The 16,158-nt window shown below is 66.4% G+C and carries 21 protein-coding genes; 9 read left to right on the top strand and 12 right to left on the bottom strand.

Features of this window, described 5'->3' with window-relative positions; all coding sequences use genetic code 11:
* Positions 1–24: 24 nt before the first annotated feature.
* Complete coding sequence (locus LMQ14_RS06590; protein WP_267733981.1) at positions 25–222, bottom strand: hypothetical protein; 198 nt, start codon at positions 220–222, stop codon at positions 25–27.
* Positions 223–307: 85 nt separating this feature from the next.
* The gene (locus LMQ14_RS06585) at positions 308–1,174 is read right to left on the bottom strand and encodes a cyclopropane mycolic acid synthase family methyltransferase (RefSeq protein WP_267733980.1); all 867 of its coding nucleotides are present in this window, start codon (positions 1,172–1,174) and stop codon (positions 308–310) included.
* Positions 1,175–1,334: 160 nt separating this feature from the next.
* On the opposite strand from LMQ14_RS06585, the gene LMQ14_RS06580 reads away from it, so the two are divergent.
* Positions 1,335–1,619, top strand: a complete 285-nt coding sequence (locus tag LMQ14_RS06580; RefSeq protein WP_267733979.1) for a 4a-hydroxytetrahydrobiopterin dehydratase — start codon at positions 1,335–1,337, stop codon at positions 1,617–1,619.
* On the opposite strand, the gene LMQ14_RS06575 is transcribed toward LMQ14_RS06580, so the two are convergent.
* Positions 1,620–2,909, bottom strand: a complete 1,290-nt coding sequence (locus LMQ14_RS06575; protein WP_267735384.1) for a mannosyltransferase — start codon at positions 2,907–2,909, stop codon at positions 1,620–1,622.
* A gap of 206 nt (positions 2,910–3,115) precedes the next feature.
* On the opposite strand from LMQ14_RS06575, the gene LMQ14_RS06570 reads away from it, so the two are divergent.
* Both LMQ14_RS06570 and LMQ14_RS06565 read left to right on the top strand, forming a co-directional pair.
* Entirely contained in the window at positions 3,116–3,826 is a 711-nt protein-coding gene (locus tag LMQ14_RS06570) for a hypothetical protein (protein WP_267733978.1), read from the top strand.
* A gap of 45 nt (positions 3,827–3,871) precedes the next feature.
* Positions 3,872–4,963 carry a hypothetical protein gene (locus tag LMQ14_RS06565; protein WP_267733977.1) on the top strand — a complete coding sequence of 364 codons (1,092 nt, stop codon included), beginning with the start codon at positions 3,872–3,874 and terminating at the stop codon, positions 4,961–4,963.
* A 34-nt stretch (positions 4,964–4,997) separates the two neighbouring features.
* Here the strand turns inward: LMQ14_RS06565 and LMQ14_RS06560 are convergent, their stop codons facing one another.
* Both LMQ14_RS06560 and LMQ14_RS06555 read right to left on the bottom strand, forming a co-directional pair.
* Complete coding sequence (locus LMQ14_RS06560; protein ID WP_084163488.1) at positions 4,998–5,144, bottom strand: DUF1059 domain-containing protein; 147 nt, start codon at positions 5,142–5,144, stop codon at positions 4,998–5,000.
* Between the two features lie 28 nt (positions 5,145–5,172).
* Positions 5,173–5,745 carry an HhH-GPD-type base excision DNA repair protein gene (locus LMQ14_RS06555; protein ID WP_267735383.1) on the bottom strand — a complete coding sequence of 191 codons (573 nt, stop codon included), beginning with the start codon at positions 5,743–5,745 and terminating at the stop codon, positions 5,173–5,175.
* A 142-nt stretch (positions 5,746–5,887) separates the two neighbouring features.
* Between LMQ14_RS06555 and LMQ14_RS06550 the strand changes: the two genes are divergently transcribed.
* Positions 5,888–6,391 (top strand): nuclear transport factor 2 family protein, encoded by a 504-nt coding sequence (locus tag LMQ14_RS06550; protein WP_267735382.1) that lies wholly within the window; start codon positions 5,888–5,890, stop codon positions 6,389–6,391.
* Positions 6,392–6,426: 35 nt separating this feature from the next.
* On the opposite strand, the gene LMQ14_RS06545 is transcribed toward LMQ14_RS06550, so the two are convergent.
* Both LMQ14_RS06545 and LMQ14_RS06540 read right to left on the bottom strand, forming a co-directional pair.
* Positions 6,427–6,633: a DUF5302 domain-containing protein gene (locus LMQ14_RS06545; protein WP_267733976.1), complete on the bottom strand. Its 207-nt coding sequence runs from the start codon at positions 6,631–6,633 to the stop codon at positions 6,427–6,429.
* Between the two features lie 18 nt (positions 6,634–6,651).
* A complete protein-coding gene (locus LMQ14_RS06540) occupies positions 6,652–7,095 on the bottom strand; it encodes a PPOX class F420-dependent oxidoreductase (RefSeq protein WP_267733975.1) in 444 nt (147 codons plus the stop codon).
* A 35-nt stretch (positions 7,096–7,130) separates the two neighbouring features.
* On the opposite strand from LMQ14_RS06540, the gene LMQ14_RS06535 reads away from it, so the two are divergent.
* Both LMQ14_RS06535 and LMQ14_RS06530 read left to right on the top strand, forming a co-directional pair.
* Positions 7,131–7,652, top strand: coding sequence for a DUF1697 domain-containing protein (locus tag LMQ14_RS06535; RefSeq protein WP_267733974.1), 522 nt, complete (start codon positions 7,131–7,133; stop codon positions 7,650–7,652).
* Positions 7,653–7,685: 33 nt separating this feature from the next.
* The gene (locus LMQ14_RS06530) at positions 7,686–8,522 is read left to right on the top strand and encodes a class I SAM-dependent methyltransferase (RefSeq protein ID WP_267733973.1); all 837 of its coding nucleotides are present in this window, start codon (positions 7,686–7,688) and stop codon (positions 8,520–8,522) included.
* Here the strand turns inward: LMQ14_RS06530 and LMQ14_RS06525 are convergent.
* Positions 8,519–8,893, bottom strand: a complete 375-nt coding sequence (locus LMQ14_RS06525) for a GntR family transcriptional regulator (RefSeq protein ID WP_267733972.1) — start codon at positions 8,891–8,893, stop codon at positions 8,519–8,521. The two genes, LMQ14_RS06530 and LMQ14_RS06525, sit on opposite strands and share 4 nt — an antisense overlap.
* A gap of 38 nt (positions 8,894–8,931) precedes the next feature.
* On the opposite strand from LMQ14_RS06525, the gene LMQ14_RS06520 reads away from it, so the two are divergent.
* On the top strand, positions 8,932–9,648 hold the full coding sequence (locus tag LMQ14_RS06520; protein WP_267733971.1) for an SIR2 family NAD-dependent protein deacylase: 717 nt from the start codon (positions 8,932–8,934) through the stop codon (positions 9,646–9,648).
* Positions 9,649–9,659: 11 nt separating this feature from the next.
* Here the strand turns inward: LMQ14_RS06520 and LMQ14_RS06515 are convergent, their stop codons facing one another.
* Both LMQ14_RS06515 and LMQ14_RS06510 read right to left on the bottom strand, forming a co-directional pair.
* A complete protein-coding gene (locus LMQ14_RS06515; protein ID WP_267733970.1) occupies positions 9,660–10,301 on the bottom strand; it encodes a class I SAM-dependent methyltransferase in 642 nt (213 codons plus the stop codon).
* Positions 10,302–10,428: 127 nt separating this feature from the next.
* Complete coding sequence (locus tag LMQ14_RS06510) at positions 10,429–12,753, bottom strand: MMPL family transporter (protein ID WP_267733969.1); 2,325 nt, start codon at positions 12,751–12,753, stop codon at positions 10,429–10,431.
* A 305-nt stretch (positions 12,754–13,058) separates the two neighbouring features.
* On the opposite strand from LMQ14_RS06510, the gene LMQ14_RS06505 reads away from it, so the two are divergent.
* Positions 13,059–13,190, top strand: coding sequence for a hypothetical protein (locus LMQ14_RS06505; RefSeq protein ID WP_267735743.1), 132 nt, complete (start codon positions 13,059–13,061; stop codon positions 13,188–13,190).
* Positions 13,191–13,327: 137 nt separating this feature from the next.
* Here the strand turns inward: LMQ14_RS06505 and LMQ14_RS06500 are convergent, their stop codons facing one another.
* A complete protein-coding gene (locus LMQ14_RS06500) occupies positions 13,328–14,080 on the bottom strand; it encodes a 3-hydroxyacyl-CoA dehydrogenase (protein ID WP_267733968.1) in 753 nt (250 codons plus the stop codon).
* Positions 14,081–14,128: 48 nt separating this feature from the next.
* On the bottom strand, positions 14,129–15,211 hold the full coding sequence (locus LMQ14_RS06495) for a CaiB/BaiF CoA transferase family protein (protein WP_267733967.1): 1,083 nt from the start codon (positions 15,209–15,211) through the stop codon (positions 14,129–14,131).
* A gap of 103 nt (positions 15,212–15,314) precedes the next feature.
* On the opposite strand from LMQ14_RS06495, the gene LMQ14_RS06490 reads away from it, so the two are divergent.
* Positions 15,315–16,121 carry an enoyl-CoA hydratase gene (locus LMQ14_RS06490; RefSeq protein WP_267733966.1) on the top strand — a complete coding sequence of 269 codons (807 nt, stop codon included), beginning with the start codon at positions 15,315–15,317 and terminating at the stop codon, positions 16,119–16,121.
* Positions 16,122–16,158 lie beyond the last annotated feature (37 nt).

The raw sequence follows: 16,158 nt of genomic DNA, 5'->3' as shown, positions 1-16,158 counted from the left end.
GATCGATACCGACCGGCCGGATCCTCACACCTTGTTTCGGTACACGTCGTTCAGGTCGGCGGTGACGAGTTTGGCTACCTCTTCGGCCCGCTCGGGGGATTTGTACGGGCCGCCGATCTCGATGTAAACGCTCCATTCGCCGTCCGCGTCGGCGAAGACTTTGACGGCGTCGGATCGTTCAAGGTACTCGCGATGCAGCGCAACGAAGTCGTCAGGTTTCATGCGGTCAGGGTAGGGCAGAGCAGGTCATGCCACTGCGCTGTTCATCGTCGCGTACAGCAGAGTTCGCGTTGCGCTGCAATCGTATTCACTTGCGCAGCGTGAATTGATTGACGTCGATGTACCCATCCCGGAATGCCTGGGCGCAGCCGGTCAGATACCTCATGTATCGCTGGTAGACCTCTTCGGACTGAATCCTGACGGCCTCGCTGTGGCGTTCTTCCAAGGCCAGGGCCCAGCGGTCGAGCGTCCTCGCATAGTGCAGCTGCAGTGACTGCCGACGGCTCAGGTTGAAACCCGCCTTCGAGGCGTGGAACTCCACCATTTCGATCGGCGGCAACTGGCCACCGGGGAAGATCTCGGTGCCGATGAAGTCGGTGAAGCTGTTCAACTCTTCGGTCATCGGCAGGCCGCGTTCGAACATTTGCTGCGGCGTCAGCATGGTGATCGTGTGCAGCATCATCACCCCGTCGTCGGGCAGGATGCGGTAGGCCAACTCGAAGAAATCGTCGTAGCGGTCGTAGCCGAAGTGCTCGAACGCACCGATGGACACGATCCGGTCGACGGGTTCGTCGAACTGCTCCCAGCCTTGCAGCAACACCCGCCTGCTGCGCGTGGTGTCCATCTCGTCGAGAAGCTTTCGCACGTGGGCGGCCTGGTGCTGCGACAACGTCAAACCGATGACGTTCACGTCGTACTTGACGACCGCGCGGCGGATCGTGCTGCCCCAGCCGCAGCCGACCTCGAGCAGCGTCATGCCCGGGCGCAGACCCAGCTTGCCCAGCGACAGATCCACCTTGCGGATCTGCGCCTCTTCGAGGGTGATGGGTTGGAGCCGATCGAAGTAGGCGCAGCTGTAGGTCATCGTGGGATCGAGGAACAGCCGGAAGAAATCGTCGGACAAGTCGTAGTGCGCCTGGACTTCTTCGAAGTGCGGCGTCAGCTTCTCGGACATGGCGGCCACGTGCCTCCCTAACTCGGGGCCTCTACTTCTTCACGGAGCGTCCGCTGACCTGGTTCACCCCGTTTTCCCCAAAATGCCGGACTCAAACGCCCGGGGTGAGGGCGTAACGTGGCAGCCGGCAAGGTTTTTCGCATAGAAAGGTTTGCTGCAGATGGCCGTATTGACCGATGAACAAGTAGATGCCGCCCTACCCGACCTGGACGGTTGGGAGCGTGCGGACGGAGTTTTACGCCGCTCGATCAAGTTTGGAAGCTTCCTGGCCGGCATCGACGCGGTGCGCCGGGTGGGCGAGCACGCCGAAAGCAAAGATCACCATCCCGACATCGATATTCGTTGGCGTACAGTAACTTTCGCGCTGGTTACGCATTCCGAGGGCGGTATCACCCGCAACGACGTCGAGATGGCCCGCGATATCAACGGGATCGTCGCGGACTAACTAGCCCAGCGTCGACGCGGCCCGCGCTTGCGACTGCGCAGCCGGCGTCGAGTCCGACCCGGCGGACCGTTTGCCGGAGGCCGCAATGACAACCAACGTTGCCATTGCCGCCACCGTGTAGGCCAGCCCCGCCCACGCCAAATACCAGGGCCGGCTGATCTGCCAGATGTTGGGCTGCGCGAGTAGCAGCAACCACGGCACGCCGACGATGGTCAGCGCCAGCCAGCCCCAGCCCGCGATCCGCATGCCGGGCCGCGCGCGCAACGGTCCATGAATCAGCCACATCATCAGCGGCACCAGCCACACCCAGTGATGGGTCCACGAAATCGGTGACATCAGCAGCCCGAACATCTCGACCACCAGCAACTTGCCGAGCCGATCCGACGAGTCCACCCCGCGCCATGCCAGGACGGCCAGTACCGCCGTGACGGCGATGGCAATCAAGACCAGCGGACCGAACCCGGCGTCGTGGCCCAGGATCCGGGAGATGCCGCCGCGCCAGGACTGATTGATCGACGTGGCGATGGGCCCGACCCGACGTGCGTCGCCGAGCAGATCGGTGAAGTAGTAGCGGGTCTGATCGCCGACGATCAACACCGACAGCGCGATGGTGGCAAAGAATACGACCGCCGAGAACGCGGCCGCGGCGAACCGCCGGACACCGACCAGATAGACCCCCGCGATGGCCGGGGTCAACTTGATCCCCGCCGCCACGCCGACCAACAGCCCCGACAGCCACCACCGCGTGGTGTAGATCGCCCAGAGCACCGCCAGCATCAGAAAGACGTTGATCTGCCCGTAGTCGAAGTTGTTGCGCAGCGGCTCAATCCAGATCGCGACCGCCGTCCACGCCATCGCGACACGCCGGCCGCTGCCGTGCGGCACGCCGAGTAGGCGCTGGCTGATCCGCACCGAGCCGTACAACGCGGCCATCATGGCGACCAGCCACAGAAAAGCAACCAGGCCAAACGGCAGCAGGTGCAACGGGTAGAAGACGATCGCCGCGAACGGCGGATACGTGAACGGCAGCGGGAAGTCCGGCGTGTGCTCGCTGTACACGAACTCGTACAGGGTGCCGGGGTGATCGATGGCGGCCGCGCCGCCGAGGTATACGTGCAGGTCGACGAAGTTCGCGCCGTTGGGCGTCAGGTACGTCAAGCCGAGTCGTGCGGCGATGCTCACGACCAATAGCAGCGGCGCGGCGGAGCTGATCAGACTCGCCAGCCGCCGGAAGATGGGTGCCGCCGGGGCGGCCAGATTGGTGTCTACTCGCCTGACTTTAGCGACCAGGGCAGACGCTGTGGTTTGTCCGTCGTCACCGCCGTCGCGCGCATTGCCGCGGACTTTGCAGTTCGGGGGCGTGTCGGCAGCCGTCTGGTCACCGCCATCACTCGTATCGATAACGATCAAATAAATGCCACACGTGTCACTTGAGTCCCACCAGCATCAAAGTAGCTTCGGCTCCTGTCACCTGTTGTCGATCCCTTGGGGGAGCAATGCCAAGCATCTGGACTTATGCGAAAGCGGCCGCCGTCGTCGTCGGTTCGTCTGCCGCCCTACTCACGGGCGGAATCGCCCACGCCGACCCTGCGCCGATTCCCGACCCCGGCCTGCAGAACATCCCACAGCAGTTGATCGCCTCGGCGGCCAACGCTCCGCAGATTCTGCAGAACCTCGCGACCGCCCTCGGCGCTCAGCCGCCGCAGGCCCCGGCCCAGCCCGGCATCACCTTCCCGGGCCTGACCTCGGCCGCACAGGCGCCCGCGGCGTCTGCCCCGGCGGGTATCCCGTCCATTCCGGGACTCACACCGGCCGCGACCGCACCGACCGCCCCCACGGCGGCCAGCCCGACGATCCCCGGCCTCGGCTCGATCCCTGGATTGGGACAGACGACGCCGGCGGCTCCCGCCGCTCCGGCGGCCAGCTCGGCTATTCCCGGGCTGGGCTCGATCCCGGGTCTGACGTCGCCGACGACACCCGCGTCCGCCGCTGCGCCGGCGCAGTCTCCGCTGTCCAACGTGGCGAACGTCAACATGCCGGCACTGCCCGGCCTGCCGCTGAGTGTGCCACCGAAGCTGTCGCTCCCGGGCGACCTGCCGGCACTGGCCACGGGCGCCGTCCCGGGCGCTGCGGCACCGGGTGCACCGGTGGCACCGGCCGCGCCTGCGCCGGCCGCGCCGCTGTCACTGCTCTCGGCCATTCCCTGAGCAGTCTGCTAACCGGCTAATCCACTACCGAAGGACGAGGACATCGTGGCAAGCACTTGGAATCTGTCCAAAGGTTTGGCCGCTGTCGTGACGGCTTCGGCTGCCGCGTTCGGGTTCTGCCCGAGCGCGGCGGCCGATCCGGCGGCACCGCAGCCGACACCGCAGCCCAACATGGCCCAGGGGCTACCCGGCCTGCCCGCGCTGTCGCAGCTGAGCCCCATCATTCAGCAAGCGGCGACCGACCCCGGTCAAGCGACACAGCTGCTGATGGCCGCCGCGCAAGCGTTCAGTCACAACCCGACAGCGCCCAGCGAATCGAAGAACGTGGCCGCGTCGGTGAATCAATTCGTTCAGGAGCCGGGTGCCCCGCTTCCCGGTGCGCCGGCTTCGGCGCCTAACGCCGCCCCGGCCGAGCATGTGCCCGGCGTCGGCGTCGTGCCGGGCACCCAGGCACACCTGCCGACGGGCATCGACCCGGCCCACGCCGCGGGTCCGGCCCCGGCGGCCGCTCCCCCGGCCGGCACGCCGCACGCTCCCGCACCGGGTGCGGCTCCGGGCCCGGCTCCCGCTCCGGCGGCCGCAGCCGCTCCAGGTCCCGCACCCGCTCCAGTCGCTGCACCGGCGGCCGCACCCGCGCCGGGTCCGGCACCCGCCCCGGCGGCCGCGGCCGCGGCCGCGCCCGCGCCGGACCCCGCGCCCGGCGCGGCGGCTCCGGGTTTCGGCCCTGGCGCGCCGATTACGCAGGACTTCATGTATCCGTCGATCGGCAGCAATTGCCTGGCCGACGGCAGTAGCGCGCTAGCTGCCGCGCTATCGGTGGCGGGGCCTGCCACGATCCCGCTGCCCGGCCCCAAAGCCGGCCAGACCGCCTATGTGTTCACCGCTGTCGGCACGCCCGGACCCGCCGAGGTGCAGAAGCTGCCGCTGAATGTCACCTGGGTGAACCTGACCACGGGCAAGTCGGGCACCGTCACACTGCAGCCGCGCACCGACATCAATCCCGACGGGCCGACGACCTTGACCGGGATCGCCGACACCGGTTCGGGCAGCGTCATGTCGACGATCTTCGGTCAGGTCACGACCAAAGAAAAGCAGTGCCAGTTCCTGCCCACCATCGGCTCAACCGTGGTGCCCTAAAGCCAACCAACACCCGCACATAAGGCGGGGTTGGCTAGTACGCCATGAACAGGATTGCGTCGCGGTCGTACTCCAGGCCCGGATGAACGCTGGACAGGTGAGCCTGGGTCAGCTCGACCAACTCATCCTCATCCTTGCCGACGATGGCTTCTCCGCACGGACACGTCAGGTGTGTCTTCACGTTGCCGCCCTTCCCTTCTGGTGACCTACTACTTAGCCGCCTTGGCTGCTGCTTTAATCTGCTTCTTGTACTCCCGCACCTTGCCCATCGATTGGTCATCGACGATGTCGGCGACGGAGATGTGCGATCCGGCCCTGCCGAAGTCCCCGGCCGCCGCGCGCCAGCCTTTCGGCGTCACGCCATACTGCTTGCCCAGCAGGGCCAGAAAGATCTGCGCCTTCACGTCGCCGAAGCCGGGCAGGCCCTTGATGCGCTGCAACAGCTCGCTTCCGTCCGGGTCACCGGCGGTCCACAATCCCGCCGCGTCACCGTCGTAGCGGTCCACGATGATCTGCGCCAGGGTCTGGATGCGTTTGGCCATCGAACCCGGAAAACGATGTATCGCAGGCCTTTCCGAGCACAACGCAGCGAACTTGTCCGGGTCGTAATCGGCGATCACGGCGGCGTCGAAGCTGCCCATCCGGTCCGCGATCTTCTTCGGTCCCGCGAAGGCAGTTTCAAATGTCACCTGTTGATCCAGCACCATCCCGATCAGCAAAGCCAGCGGATCGTCGGCCAGCAGCTTGTCGGCCTCAGGATCCTGAGCCAGGCAAATTTTCACCGTCAACGACCAACCTTTCGCTGAACACCCTAAGACCGACGACCAACTTGACGACAGACTACCCACCAGAAAGGCGCTGACGACCAGCGCATTACCACCGAGCTATCGTGGCGAGGTGGTGGATGAAGCCAAATTGGCACTGATGGTTGCCCGCGACGAACTGCATCAACTTGTCAATGCCTATTGCCGGGCCGTCGACCGCGCCGACTATGAAACGCTCCGGGACCTGTACCACCCGGACGCGACCGATTCGCACGGCTCGTTCTCGACGGGCGGCGCCGAAGCGTTCATCGCGCAACTACGGGCGGCGGAGCCGTATGTGCGTGTCTCCCAACACAACATCACCACGACGAACTTCGTGGTCGAGGGTGACGGGGCGCGCGGCGAGATCTACTGCCTGGTGTTTCACACCTTCGCCGGACCCGAACACGACATCGACGTCGTCATCGGCGGCCGGTACCTGGACACCTACATCAAGCACGACGGCCGCTGGAAGTTCCTCCAACGCACCATCGTGGCGGATTGGGCATACCAAAACGATCCGTCCCAAGTGGACTTCTCGCATCCCAGTACCCGCGGCAGCATGCGCGGCAAACCGGGCAAGGCAGACCCCTCGATCGGACTGTTCAGCCTCCCCCGAGGCTGAACCAAAATCCCTGTCTGCCAACAATTTTGGGCGGATTAGCCGCCGCTCTTACGACGGAATTCCCGACGGCCACCGGCCGCTGAACCGTGCGCCCGGGACTGCTTGCCGCCGCCACCGTCTCTGTGGTCGGATCCGCCCGAAGACTTGGCCATCTTGCGCTCCAAGGCTTCGCGGAACTTGCGCTTGTTGTCGTCCTCCGCCTCCGCGGGCGTGGCGTCTTTTCCGGAGTTCGATTCGGCCATATCGGCAGCCTAGCCCGACTACCGCTTGCCCGGCGGCATGCCGTACAGGTGGGAGATCGGCAGCGTCAGCACCACCCGCCGATCGGTGACCATGGCGTGGCGGTACTCATCCCAATCCGGATGCTCACCGGCGATATTGCGATACAACGCAATCAACGCTTCGACGGTGTCGTCATCGGGTGCGGCGGCCGGGGGCGTCAGTTCCGCGGTGCCCTCGGCGACCGCATACGACCAGCCGTCGTCGGAGTCGACCAGGATCGAGGCCCGCGGATCGCGGCGCAAATTGCGGGTCTTGGCCCGCGGCTCGGTGATCGATACCCGGATGACCAACTCACGCGGGTCGAAGTGGTAACTCACGTTCGACAGTTGCGGGCGCCCGTCGCCTTTGATCGTGGCCAGCACCCCCAGGGAGTTCCCTGCGATCAGTGCCAGCAGCTTGTCGTCGAAGACTTGGCGTCCCATCCCCAAAGACTACGTCGCTCTGGTGCAATCGGATCATGACCAAGTACGCGGTGTTCCTGCGCGGTGTCAACGTCGGCGGCGTCAATCTAAAAATGGCCGAGGTCTCCGCGGCCCTGACCGACGCGGGGTTCACGGCCGTACGCACCATCCTGGCCACGGGCAACGTGTTGTTGGAGTCGTCCGCCAAGGCGCCCGCGGTCCGCAAGAAGGCCGAGGCCACCTTGCGTGAAAGGTTCGGTTACGACGCGTGGGTACTGGCCTACGACGTCGATGCGGTGCGCGCCGTCGTCGACGCCTACCCGTTCGAGCCCGAGGTGGACGGCTATCAGTCCTACGTCACGTTCGTCGCCGACAGCGCGGTGTTCGACGAGCTCGCAGCATTGGCGAAAGACGCCGGTCCCGACGAGAAGATCAGCCGCGGCGACGGCGTCATCTACTGGCAGGTACCCAAGGGCAGCACGCTGGACAGCACGATCGGCAAAACGATGGGCAAGCCGCGATACAAGTCGTCGACCACCACCCGCAATATGCGCACCCTGGCCAAACTGTTGCGGTGATGCGCACGCCAAAGGTCGGTAAGGTTTGCCTCGATGACCTCCGCCCAAGAGCCCGCAAAAGGGAAGGTCTCGCTGGAAGGCGTCTCCGAGACCGCCCTACTGACGCTGAATGCGCGAGCCACCGAAGCGCGCCACCCCGACCCCCTGATCGTCGATCCGATGGCGATATCGCTGGTCGACTCGATCGACTACGACTTCGCCAAGTTCGGCCGGCCGCGCCAGGACATCGCGCTGCGCGCAAGGCTGTTCGATACCCAGGCCCTGGCCTACCTGGCTGAGCACCCGACGGCCACCGTGGTGGCGCTGGCCGAGGGCCTGCAAACCAGCTTCTGGCGGTTGGAGGCAGACCAACCGGGCGCCCAATTCCGTTGGCTTACCGTTGATTTGCCCGCCATCATCGATATTCGGACCCGGCTGCTGCCGTCGGCTGAGCGAGTCGCGACGTCCGCCCAGTCGGCCCTGGACTACAGCTGGATGGATTCGGTAGACCCTGCCGGCGGCGTGTTCATCACCGCCGAGGGGCTCCTGATGTATCTGCAACCCGAGCAGGCGATGGGACTGATTACCCAGTGCGCCAGCAGGTTTCCCGGCGGCCGGATGATGTTCGACCTGCCGCCCGCCTGGGTGTCGCGGGTGAGCCGGCGCGGCATGCGAACCTCGCGACGCTACAAGGGGCCGCCGCTGCCGTTCAGCCTGTCGGCTGCCGAGGTGGCCGACCTGGTGAACAGCGTGCCGGGTGTCCGCGCGGTCCAGGATTTGCGGCTGCCACCGGGACGCGGCCGCGCATTCAACGCGGCGGTGTCGGTGATCTATCGCGCGCGTATGTTCACCGCGCTGAGGCCGTGCTTGACACTGCTGGAGTTCGGCTAGCGCGAGTCCTCGTCGGGCACCGCCTCGATGTAGCGCAGCGCATCGGCCTTGCCCAGCCCGAGTCCGCGGGCGACATGAACGTACTCGCGGGCCGCGGCCGCCATCGCCGCGTCGGTCGGGTCGTAACGGGCGATGAAAGTGCCGAAGCGACCGCGAGTTTCGACAATGGCCGCTGTCTCCAGCTCACGGTATGCCCGCGCGACCGTGTTGACCGCCACTCCGAGTTGTCCGGCCAGCTCGCGCACCGTCGGCAAGCGGCTGCCGGGCGGCAAGGCGCCGTCCCGCACACCGTCAATGACCTGCGTCCGAAGCTGGTCGAACAACGGCCGGCCGCCCTTGAGGTCGACCCTTAGCCATTCGCCCAGCTCCACGTATCCAGTATTACCCCAAGCACCGCTATGTTGGTGGCATGCGAGTGACGGTGCTCAGCGGCGCAGGGATCTCCGCAGAGAGCGGAGTGCCGACATTTCGCGACGACAAGAACGGATTGTGGGCCCGTTTCGACCCCTACGAGCTGTCCAGCACCCAAGGCTGGCTCGACAACCCCGAGCGGGTGTGGGGCTGGTATCTGTGGCGGCATTATCTGGTGGGCACCGTCGAACCCAATGACGGACACCGGGCCATCGCCGCGTGGCAGGACTACGCCGAGGTCAGCGTCGTCACCCAGAACGTCGACGACTTGCACGAGCGCGCAGGCAGCTCCCCGGTGCACCACCTGCACGGCAGCCTATTCGAATTCCGTTGCGCGAGTTGCGATACGCCTTACAACGACGCCCTGCCCGAGATGCCGGAACCGGCGCTCGAGGTGCAACCGCCGCTGTGCGGCCGTTGCGGCGGGCTGATTCGGCCCGACATCGTCTGGTTCGGCGAGCAGCTGCCCGAGGGCCCGTGGCGGCACGCCGTCGAGGCGACCCAGGCGGCCGACGTGATGGTGGTGGTGGGAACCTCGGCGATCGTCTATCCGGCCGCCGGCCTCGCCGATCTCGCGCTCTCCCGCGGCACCACCGTGATCGAGGTCAATCCCGAGCCGACCCCGCTCTCCGACAGCGTCACGCTCAGCATTCGCGAGCCGGCGAGTCGGGCACTGCCGGGGCTGCTGCAGCGGCTGCCCGCCCTGCTGAAGTAGCGCCCAGCGCGTTACGGCCGGCGCGCGCGTCCCAGCAACAGTTCGGACACCGGCATCGGCGACCACGCCGGCAGGGTCCACTCCCGCCGGGAACTGCGTACCTCGAATCCGGCGGCGACGATCGCGCGTTCGGTATCGCGGTGGGTGTGGCAATTGCCCAGCAGCCGGGGCCAGACGGTCCGGTCAGCGAAGCGCTGCAGCCGGCCGCGGATACCGGCGCTGGCCACGTGCTCGAGATAGCGCAACTCCCCGCCCGGGCGCAGTAACCCGTACAGGCGCCGCAGCACCATCTCGGGGTCGCGCACCGAGCACAGCACCAGCGAGCACACCACCGCGTCGAACGGCTGCCCGCCGCGGAACTCCTCCACGGTCTCGTTGGTCAGCACGACCGGAACGGGGGCGGCCGCGGCGGCGGCCTGCGCGCGGGCCACCAACCGAGGCTCGGGTTCCATCGCGACCACCTGCCGGACGGACGCGGGGTAATAGGGGAAGTTCGTTCCGATACCCGCCCCGACTTCGAGCACCCGGCCCGACAATCCGGCCAGGTTCTCCCGGCGCAAGGCCCGGACCGCCTCCGTCTCGTGCGCCGCGGCAACCGGCCACACCCGCGCGAAGAACGGGTTGTCGCATGGTGCTGTTACTGCTGCTGTCATCCCCCACCTATTCGATTCGGAACGGGCTAGTCGATTCGGAACGGGCCTCAGCATAAATGCCCGACCGAACAGGTCACTGCCGATCCCTAGCTTGGCTACCAACGCTGCCCCCCGGCATCCGCCAGACTTACCCGATTTTCGTCACCGTCTCCTCGACGGGATACCCGTTGTGCTGCACCGAGATCGCGACCGGCTCGATCGGCGCGGCCGGCGCGGCCGGTCCCTCGCTGATCCCGATCCGCTGGTGCAGCCACACCAGCGGCCTGGGCGCCCACCAGTTCCAGCGGCCCATCACGTGCATGAATGCCGGAACCAGGACCATCCGCACCAGGGTCGCGTCCACAAACACGGCCAGGGTCAGGCCCAGACCGAACATCCGCATGAACGACACGTGTGCGGCGATCAGCGCGGCGAACGACATCGACATCACCAACGCGGCCGCGGTGATGACCCGGCCGGTGCGCGCGACGCCGTGCGCCACCGCCTCGTCGTTGGCGGCGTGCGCCGCTTTGGCGGTCGACGTCATCGGCCGGTACTGCAGCCAGTACTCGCGGATCCGCGAGATCAGGAACACCTCATAGTCCATCGACAAGCCGAACGCGATGCAGAACAACAGCACCGGCATGTTCGCCACCAGCGTGCCGCTCGGTGTTGTTCCCAGCGCGCCGAGATGGCCGTCCTGGAAAATCCACACCAGGGCGCCGAACGCCGCGGTCAGCGAGAGCACGTTGCACATCAGCGCCTTCACCGGCAGCACCACGCTGCCGGTGAGCAGGAACAGCAAGACAAAGGTGACCGCGGCCATCACGCCCAGCACCATCGGAAGGCGGTCCGTCACCGCAGCGACGCTGTCGCGGTTGACCTGCGCGACACCGGCCATCTCGACGGAACGGCCGGCGGGCCCGGGTACCTGATGCAGCCGGTTGAGCTGGGTGTCGTTCGCTTGTGAGAACAGCGGCGCCGTGCTGCTGACGGTCAGGAAAGCGCTGCCGTCGACCAGCCCGGTGGCCCCCGCCGGTGGCCCCACCTGATTTCCGCCGACGAAGGTTCCGCTCGGGGCCGATACCGCCGACACGTCCGGGACCCGCGACAACGCCGCGGCGTAGGTGTCAAGATCCGCCGGGCTCACGCCGCGCGCATCGGGAATCACGATGGGCACCACCGTCGCGGAATCGTGCGCGAAACCGGTGCGCAAGCGGTCACCGACCTGATGCGACGACGTCGACGTGGGCAACACCCGATCGTCCGGGAAACCCCACTTCACCGAGAGGAACGGAAGTCCGAGCAGGAGCAGCAGGGTGACTACGACCAGACCGACCGGGAGCCAGCGGCGCATCACGAACTTGCTCGACCGGTACCAGAACATCTGCTCGACCGGCTTGTGCACGGGCTCGGGGCGGCCCAGCATCCGCCGCACCAGCCGGCGCACGTCCAGCGAGTCCAGCCGGGGACCCAACAGCACGATCGCGGCCGGGGTGATCACGATCGACGCGGTCGCGACGAAGGCCACGGTGGCGACACCCGCATAGGCGAACGACTTCAGGAAGTACATCGGGAACAGTGCCGTCGCCGACATCGACAGGGCGACGGTGACCGCGGAGAACAGCACGGTGCGACCGGACGTGGCCATGGTCCGGATCAGTGCCTCGTCTCGGTCACTGCCCTCGGCCAACTCGTCGCGATAGCGGCTGACGATCAGCAGCGTGTAATCGATGGCCAGCGCCAGGCCGAGCGCGGTGCTCAAGTTGAGCGCGAAGATCGACACCTCGGTGGTGAACGTGACGAGCCGCAACACCGTCATGGAGCCGACGACGGCCAGCGCGCCGAGGGCCATCGGCAGCGCCGCCGCCAGCAGCCCACCGAATACCCAGACCAGCACCAGGAAGCTGAGCGGGATCGCGATGATCTCCATCATCAAGAGGTCTTCTTGGTTCTGCGTGTTGATCTGGGCGTATTGCATCGCAGAGCCACCGGCGCGGACGGTGACGCCGTCACGGTCGTGGACGAGCTGTTCGGACAGGGTTTGGGCGTTTTTCTGCGCGTCGTTTTCGCCGCCCTTGAGGTTGACGACGATCAACCCCGACTTGGCGTCCTTGCTCAGCAGGTCGGCAGCGGCTTGCGGCGGCGCGGTCCACGGCGAGGACACGTTGTAGACCAAGGTCGAGTGCTGCAGCTGGTCGACGAGATCGGTGCCCACCTTGCGGGCCTGGTCGCTATTGGCGCCCGCGGGGGCGGTTACCAGAATCAGCATCTGCTGACCGCTCTGCCCGAACTTGTCGCCCAACACCTTGATGGCCCGCGCCGACTCGGAGTTCGGGTCCTGGAAACCGCCCGGAGCCAAGCTCTTGGCGACCGGCAAACCGAAGACCGCTGCGGCGATGAATACCAGGACCCCGGCCGCGATGATCCGGCGGGGCACGGCGATGGCCAGCCGAGCGATCCTTGGCAGCATCTATGCTTCCTCCCCCGGTGGCGATCCCCGCGGGGGCGCGCACCATATTCGCGGTAACCTAGCCGCGGTAAGTGACAGGTGTCAAACAACTCCTTACCGAGCTACGTGGTAAGACCCCGAATGGTTCGATGCGGTTTCAAACCCGCGAACGGTAAGAGTCCGGCTAGAAAAATGGGCGCCAACTAAGCCGCTCAGGGGCCAAATCTCGCTCGAGACGTCAGGCAACCCTACTGGCGAGTAAATTGCCATAATTTTCCGAATCGTGACTCACCGATTCCTTAATGGTTGCTCTTAGGCTCAGTCTCATGTGGATCGACGACATGAGCGCGGACGTCATCAAGGTTGACTTCGAGGCCCTCTACCACGGCGACGTGTTGGTGGAAGGTGAGACCTCCGAGCAGTTTGACGACTGGCACCCGCTCCCGAACGCGAGCTGACCATCATGAGCTTGCTCGCACGGCTACTTATGGCCGAACCCGCAGTCTCTCGCTGGTTCCGTCGATCCCATTGATCTTGTTGCCAACAAAAACCCCCGCCGTGGCGGGGGTTTTTGTGTATCTGCCTTGAACCAGCCTCAGCGCGGCGCCATCCGGATGGCGCCGTCGAGACGGATCACCTCGCCGTTGATCATCGGATTCTCCACGATGTGCACCGCCAGCGCGCCGTACTCGTCGGGATCACCCAACCGCGCCGGGTGCGGCACCTGCTTGCCCAGTGATTTCTGCGCCTCCTCGGGCAGCGAACCCAGCAGCGGGGTCTTGAACAACCCCGGCGCAATGGTCACCACGCGGATGAGCTCGCGCGACAGGTCGCGGGCGATCGGCAGCGTCATGCCGACCACGCCGCCCTTGGACGCGGAGTAGGCAGCCTGCCCGACCTGGCCCTCGAACGCGGCGACCGACGCGGTGTTGATGATGACGCCGCGCTCCTCGCCGAGCGGTTCGGTCTTGGCGATCCGCTCAGCGGCCAGCCGCAGCACGTTGAAGGTGCCGATCAGGTTAACCCCGATCACCTTCTTGAAGGCGTCCAGCGGGAACGGGCCGTCCTTGGACAGCGTCTTGATCGCGTTGCCGATGCCCGCACAGTTGACGTTGATGCGCAGCGAACCCAGCGACTCGGCGACGTCGAGGGCCTTGCTGACGCCCTCCTCATCGGTGACATCGGTCGCGACGAACTTCGCTCGGTCCCCCAATTCGGCCACGACCTCTTCGCCGCGCAGGTCGATCACGACCACTTGCGCGCCCGCGTCCAGCAGCCGTTTGGTGGTGGCCAGGCCCAGACCTGACGCGCCCCCGGTGACGACGGCAACGGCGTCTTTGATCTCCATGCAAGTCCTTTCGTGCTGCGATCCTGCCGACCTACCAGTTGGTCGGGACTATACCCAGTCCCCGAGGATGTCCTGAACGTCGGTCACCGCCACCGCCGGGCGAGGCGTGTCGTTCGGCGTGCGGGAGAACCGTGGCGCCGGGCGCGGCTGCAGGTTGCCGTTGTGGTCGTAGAAGACATCCCGCTCGGTGTTGTGCGGCTCGGTCTGCACCTCGCCGAACGCCAGCACCGGCGTCACACACGCATCGGAGTCGGCGAACACCTTGGCCCAGTGATCGCGGTCGTGACTGGCGAACGTCTTCGTGAGCACTGCTCGCAGCTCGGGCCAGCGGGCGACGTCGTTTTGTCCCGGGATATCGGCACCGTCCAAACCCAGCCCGGTCAGCATCGCGGCGTAGAACTGCGGCTCGATGGCGCCGACCGCGACGTAGCGACCGTCGGCGCATTCGTAGGTGTCGTAGTAAGGCGCTCCGCCGTCGAGCATGTTGGTGCCGCGCGCGTCGGTCCACATGCCGGCGGCGCGCATCTGCCACATCATCTGGACGAGCACGCCGGACCCGTCGACCATCGCGGCGTCGACGACCTGCCCCTTGCCGGAGGACTGCCGCTCCCACAGCGCGGCGAGGATGCCGACGAGCAGAAACATCGAGCCGCCACCGAAGTCGCCGGCCAGGTTCAGCGGCGGCACCGGCCGCTCGCCCGCCCGGCCGATGGAGTGCAGGATGCCGTTCAGGGAGATGTAGTTGATGTCGTGGCCGGCCTGCTGGCTGCGCGGCCCCGTCTGACCCCAGCCGGTCATCCGCGCGTAGATCAGCCGTTCGTTGACCTTGGCGCAGTCTTCGGGACCCAAGCCGAGTCGCTCGGTCACGCCCGGGCGATAACCCTCGATCAGCACGTCGGCCTTGGCGATCAGGTCGAGGACCAGTTTGCGGCCCTCGTCGGACTTGAGGTCGGCGGCGACGACGCGCCGATTGCGATTCGTGGTGTCTTTTACTGCGCCACTGGGATTCACCGACGGGCGATCGATGCGCACCACGTCGGCGCCCAGATCTCCCAGGATCATCGCGGCATGCGGGCCCGGCCCGATGCCGGCCAACTCCACTACCCGCAGTCCATTCAGCGGTCCAGCCATGATCTACCGACCTTTCGTCTGCTCCGACGCGTGTCACCCCGGTCGTTGGCATCTTCGCAGCCGCCTTCGACGGCCGCGCACCCCGGTCACCTAGGGTGGGCCAATGCCGCAATCCGCTATCGACACACTCGCTCCCGTCGCGGGGCTTGACGTCGCTCTTTCCGACGGCGTGCTGTCGGTGACCATCGACCGGCCGGACAGCCTCAACTCGGTCACCACCCGGGTGCTGGCCGGGATCGCCGACGCGGTCGAGAGCGCGGCCACCGACCCGGAGGTCAGGGTGGTGCGCTTGGGTGGCGCCGGCCGAGGCTTCTGCTCCGGCGCGGGGATGAGCGTTGACGACGTGGCCGATGCCGGCTCCGGCAGCGAGATCATCGCCCAAGCCAACCGGGCCGTTAGGGCCATTACGAAGTCGCCACGACCGGTCGTCGCCGTCGTTCAGGGACCCGCGGCCGGGGTCGGGGTCTCGCTGGCCCTGGCCTGCGACGTCGTATTGGCTTCGGAGAAGGCATTTTTCATGCTCGCGTTCACCAAGATCGGGCTAATGCCCGACGGCGGCGCCTCGGCCTTGGTCGCCGCGGCGATCGGCCGGATCCGCGCGATGCGGATGGCGCTGCTGGCCGAGCGGTTGCCGGCCGCCGAGGCGTTGTCCGCCGGCCTGGTCAGCGCCGTCTACCCGGCCGAGACCTTCGACGCCGACGTCGAGAAGGTGATTTCGACCTTGTTGGCGGGACCCGCCGTGGCCTACGCCAAGACCAAGGACGCGATCAACGCTGCCACCCTGACCGAGTTGGACGCGGCCCTGGAGCGCGAACTCCAGGGTCAGGCCGGTTTGCTGCGTTCCCACGACTTCAAAGAGGGCGCGACGGCATTCCGAGAGCGCCGCACTGCCGGCTTCAGCGACCGCTAAGGCCCAAATCGGCGGCCGAACCGGCCATCCTTCCCGG

It is taken from the genome of Mycobacterium sp. Aquia_213 (assembly GCF_026625985.1).
Classification (GTDB): domain Bacteria; phylum Actinomycetota; class Actinomycetes; order Mycobacteriales; family Mycobacteriaceae; genus Mycobacterium.
The sequence above is the reverse complement of the archived record's forward strand: the minus strand, read 5'-3'. Positions and strand labels throughout refer to the sequence as shown.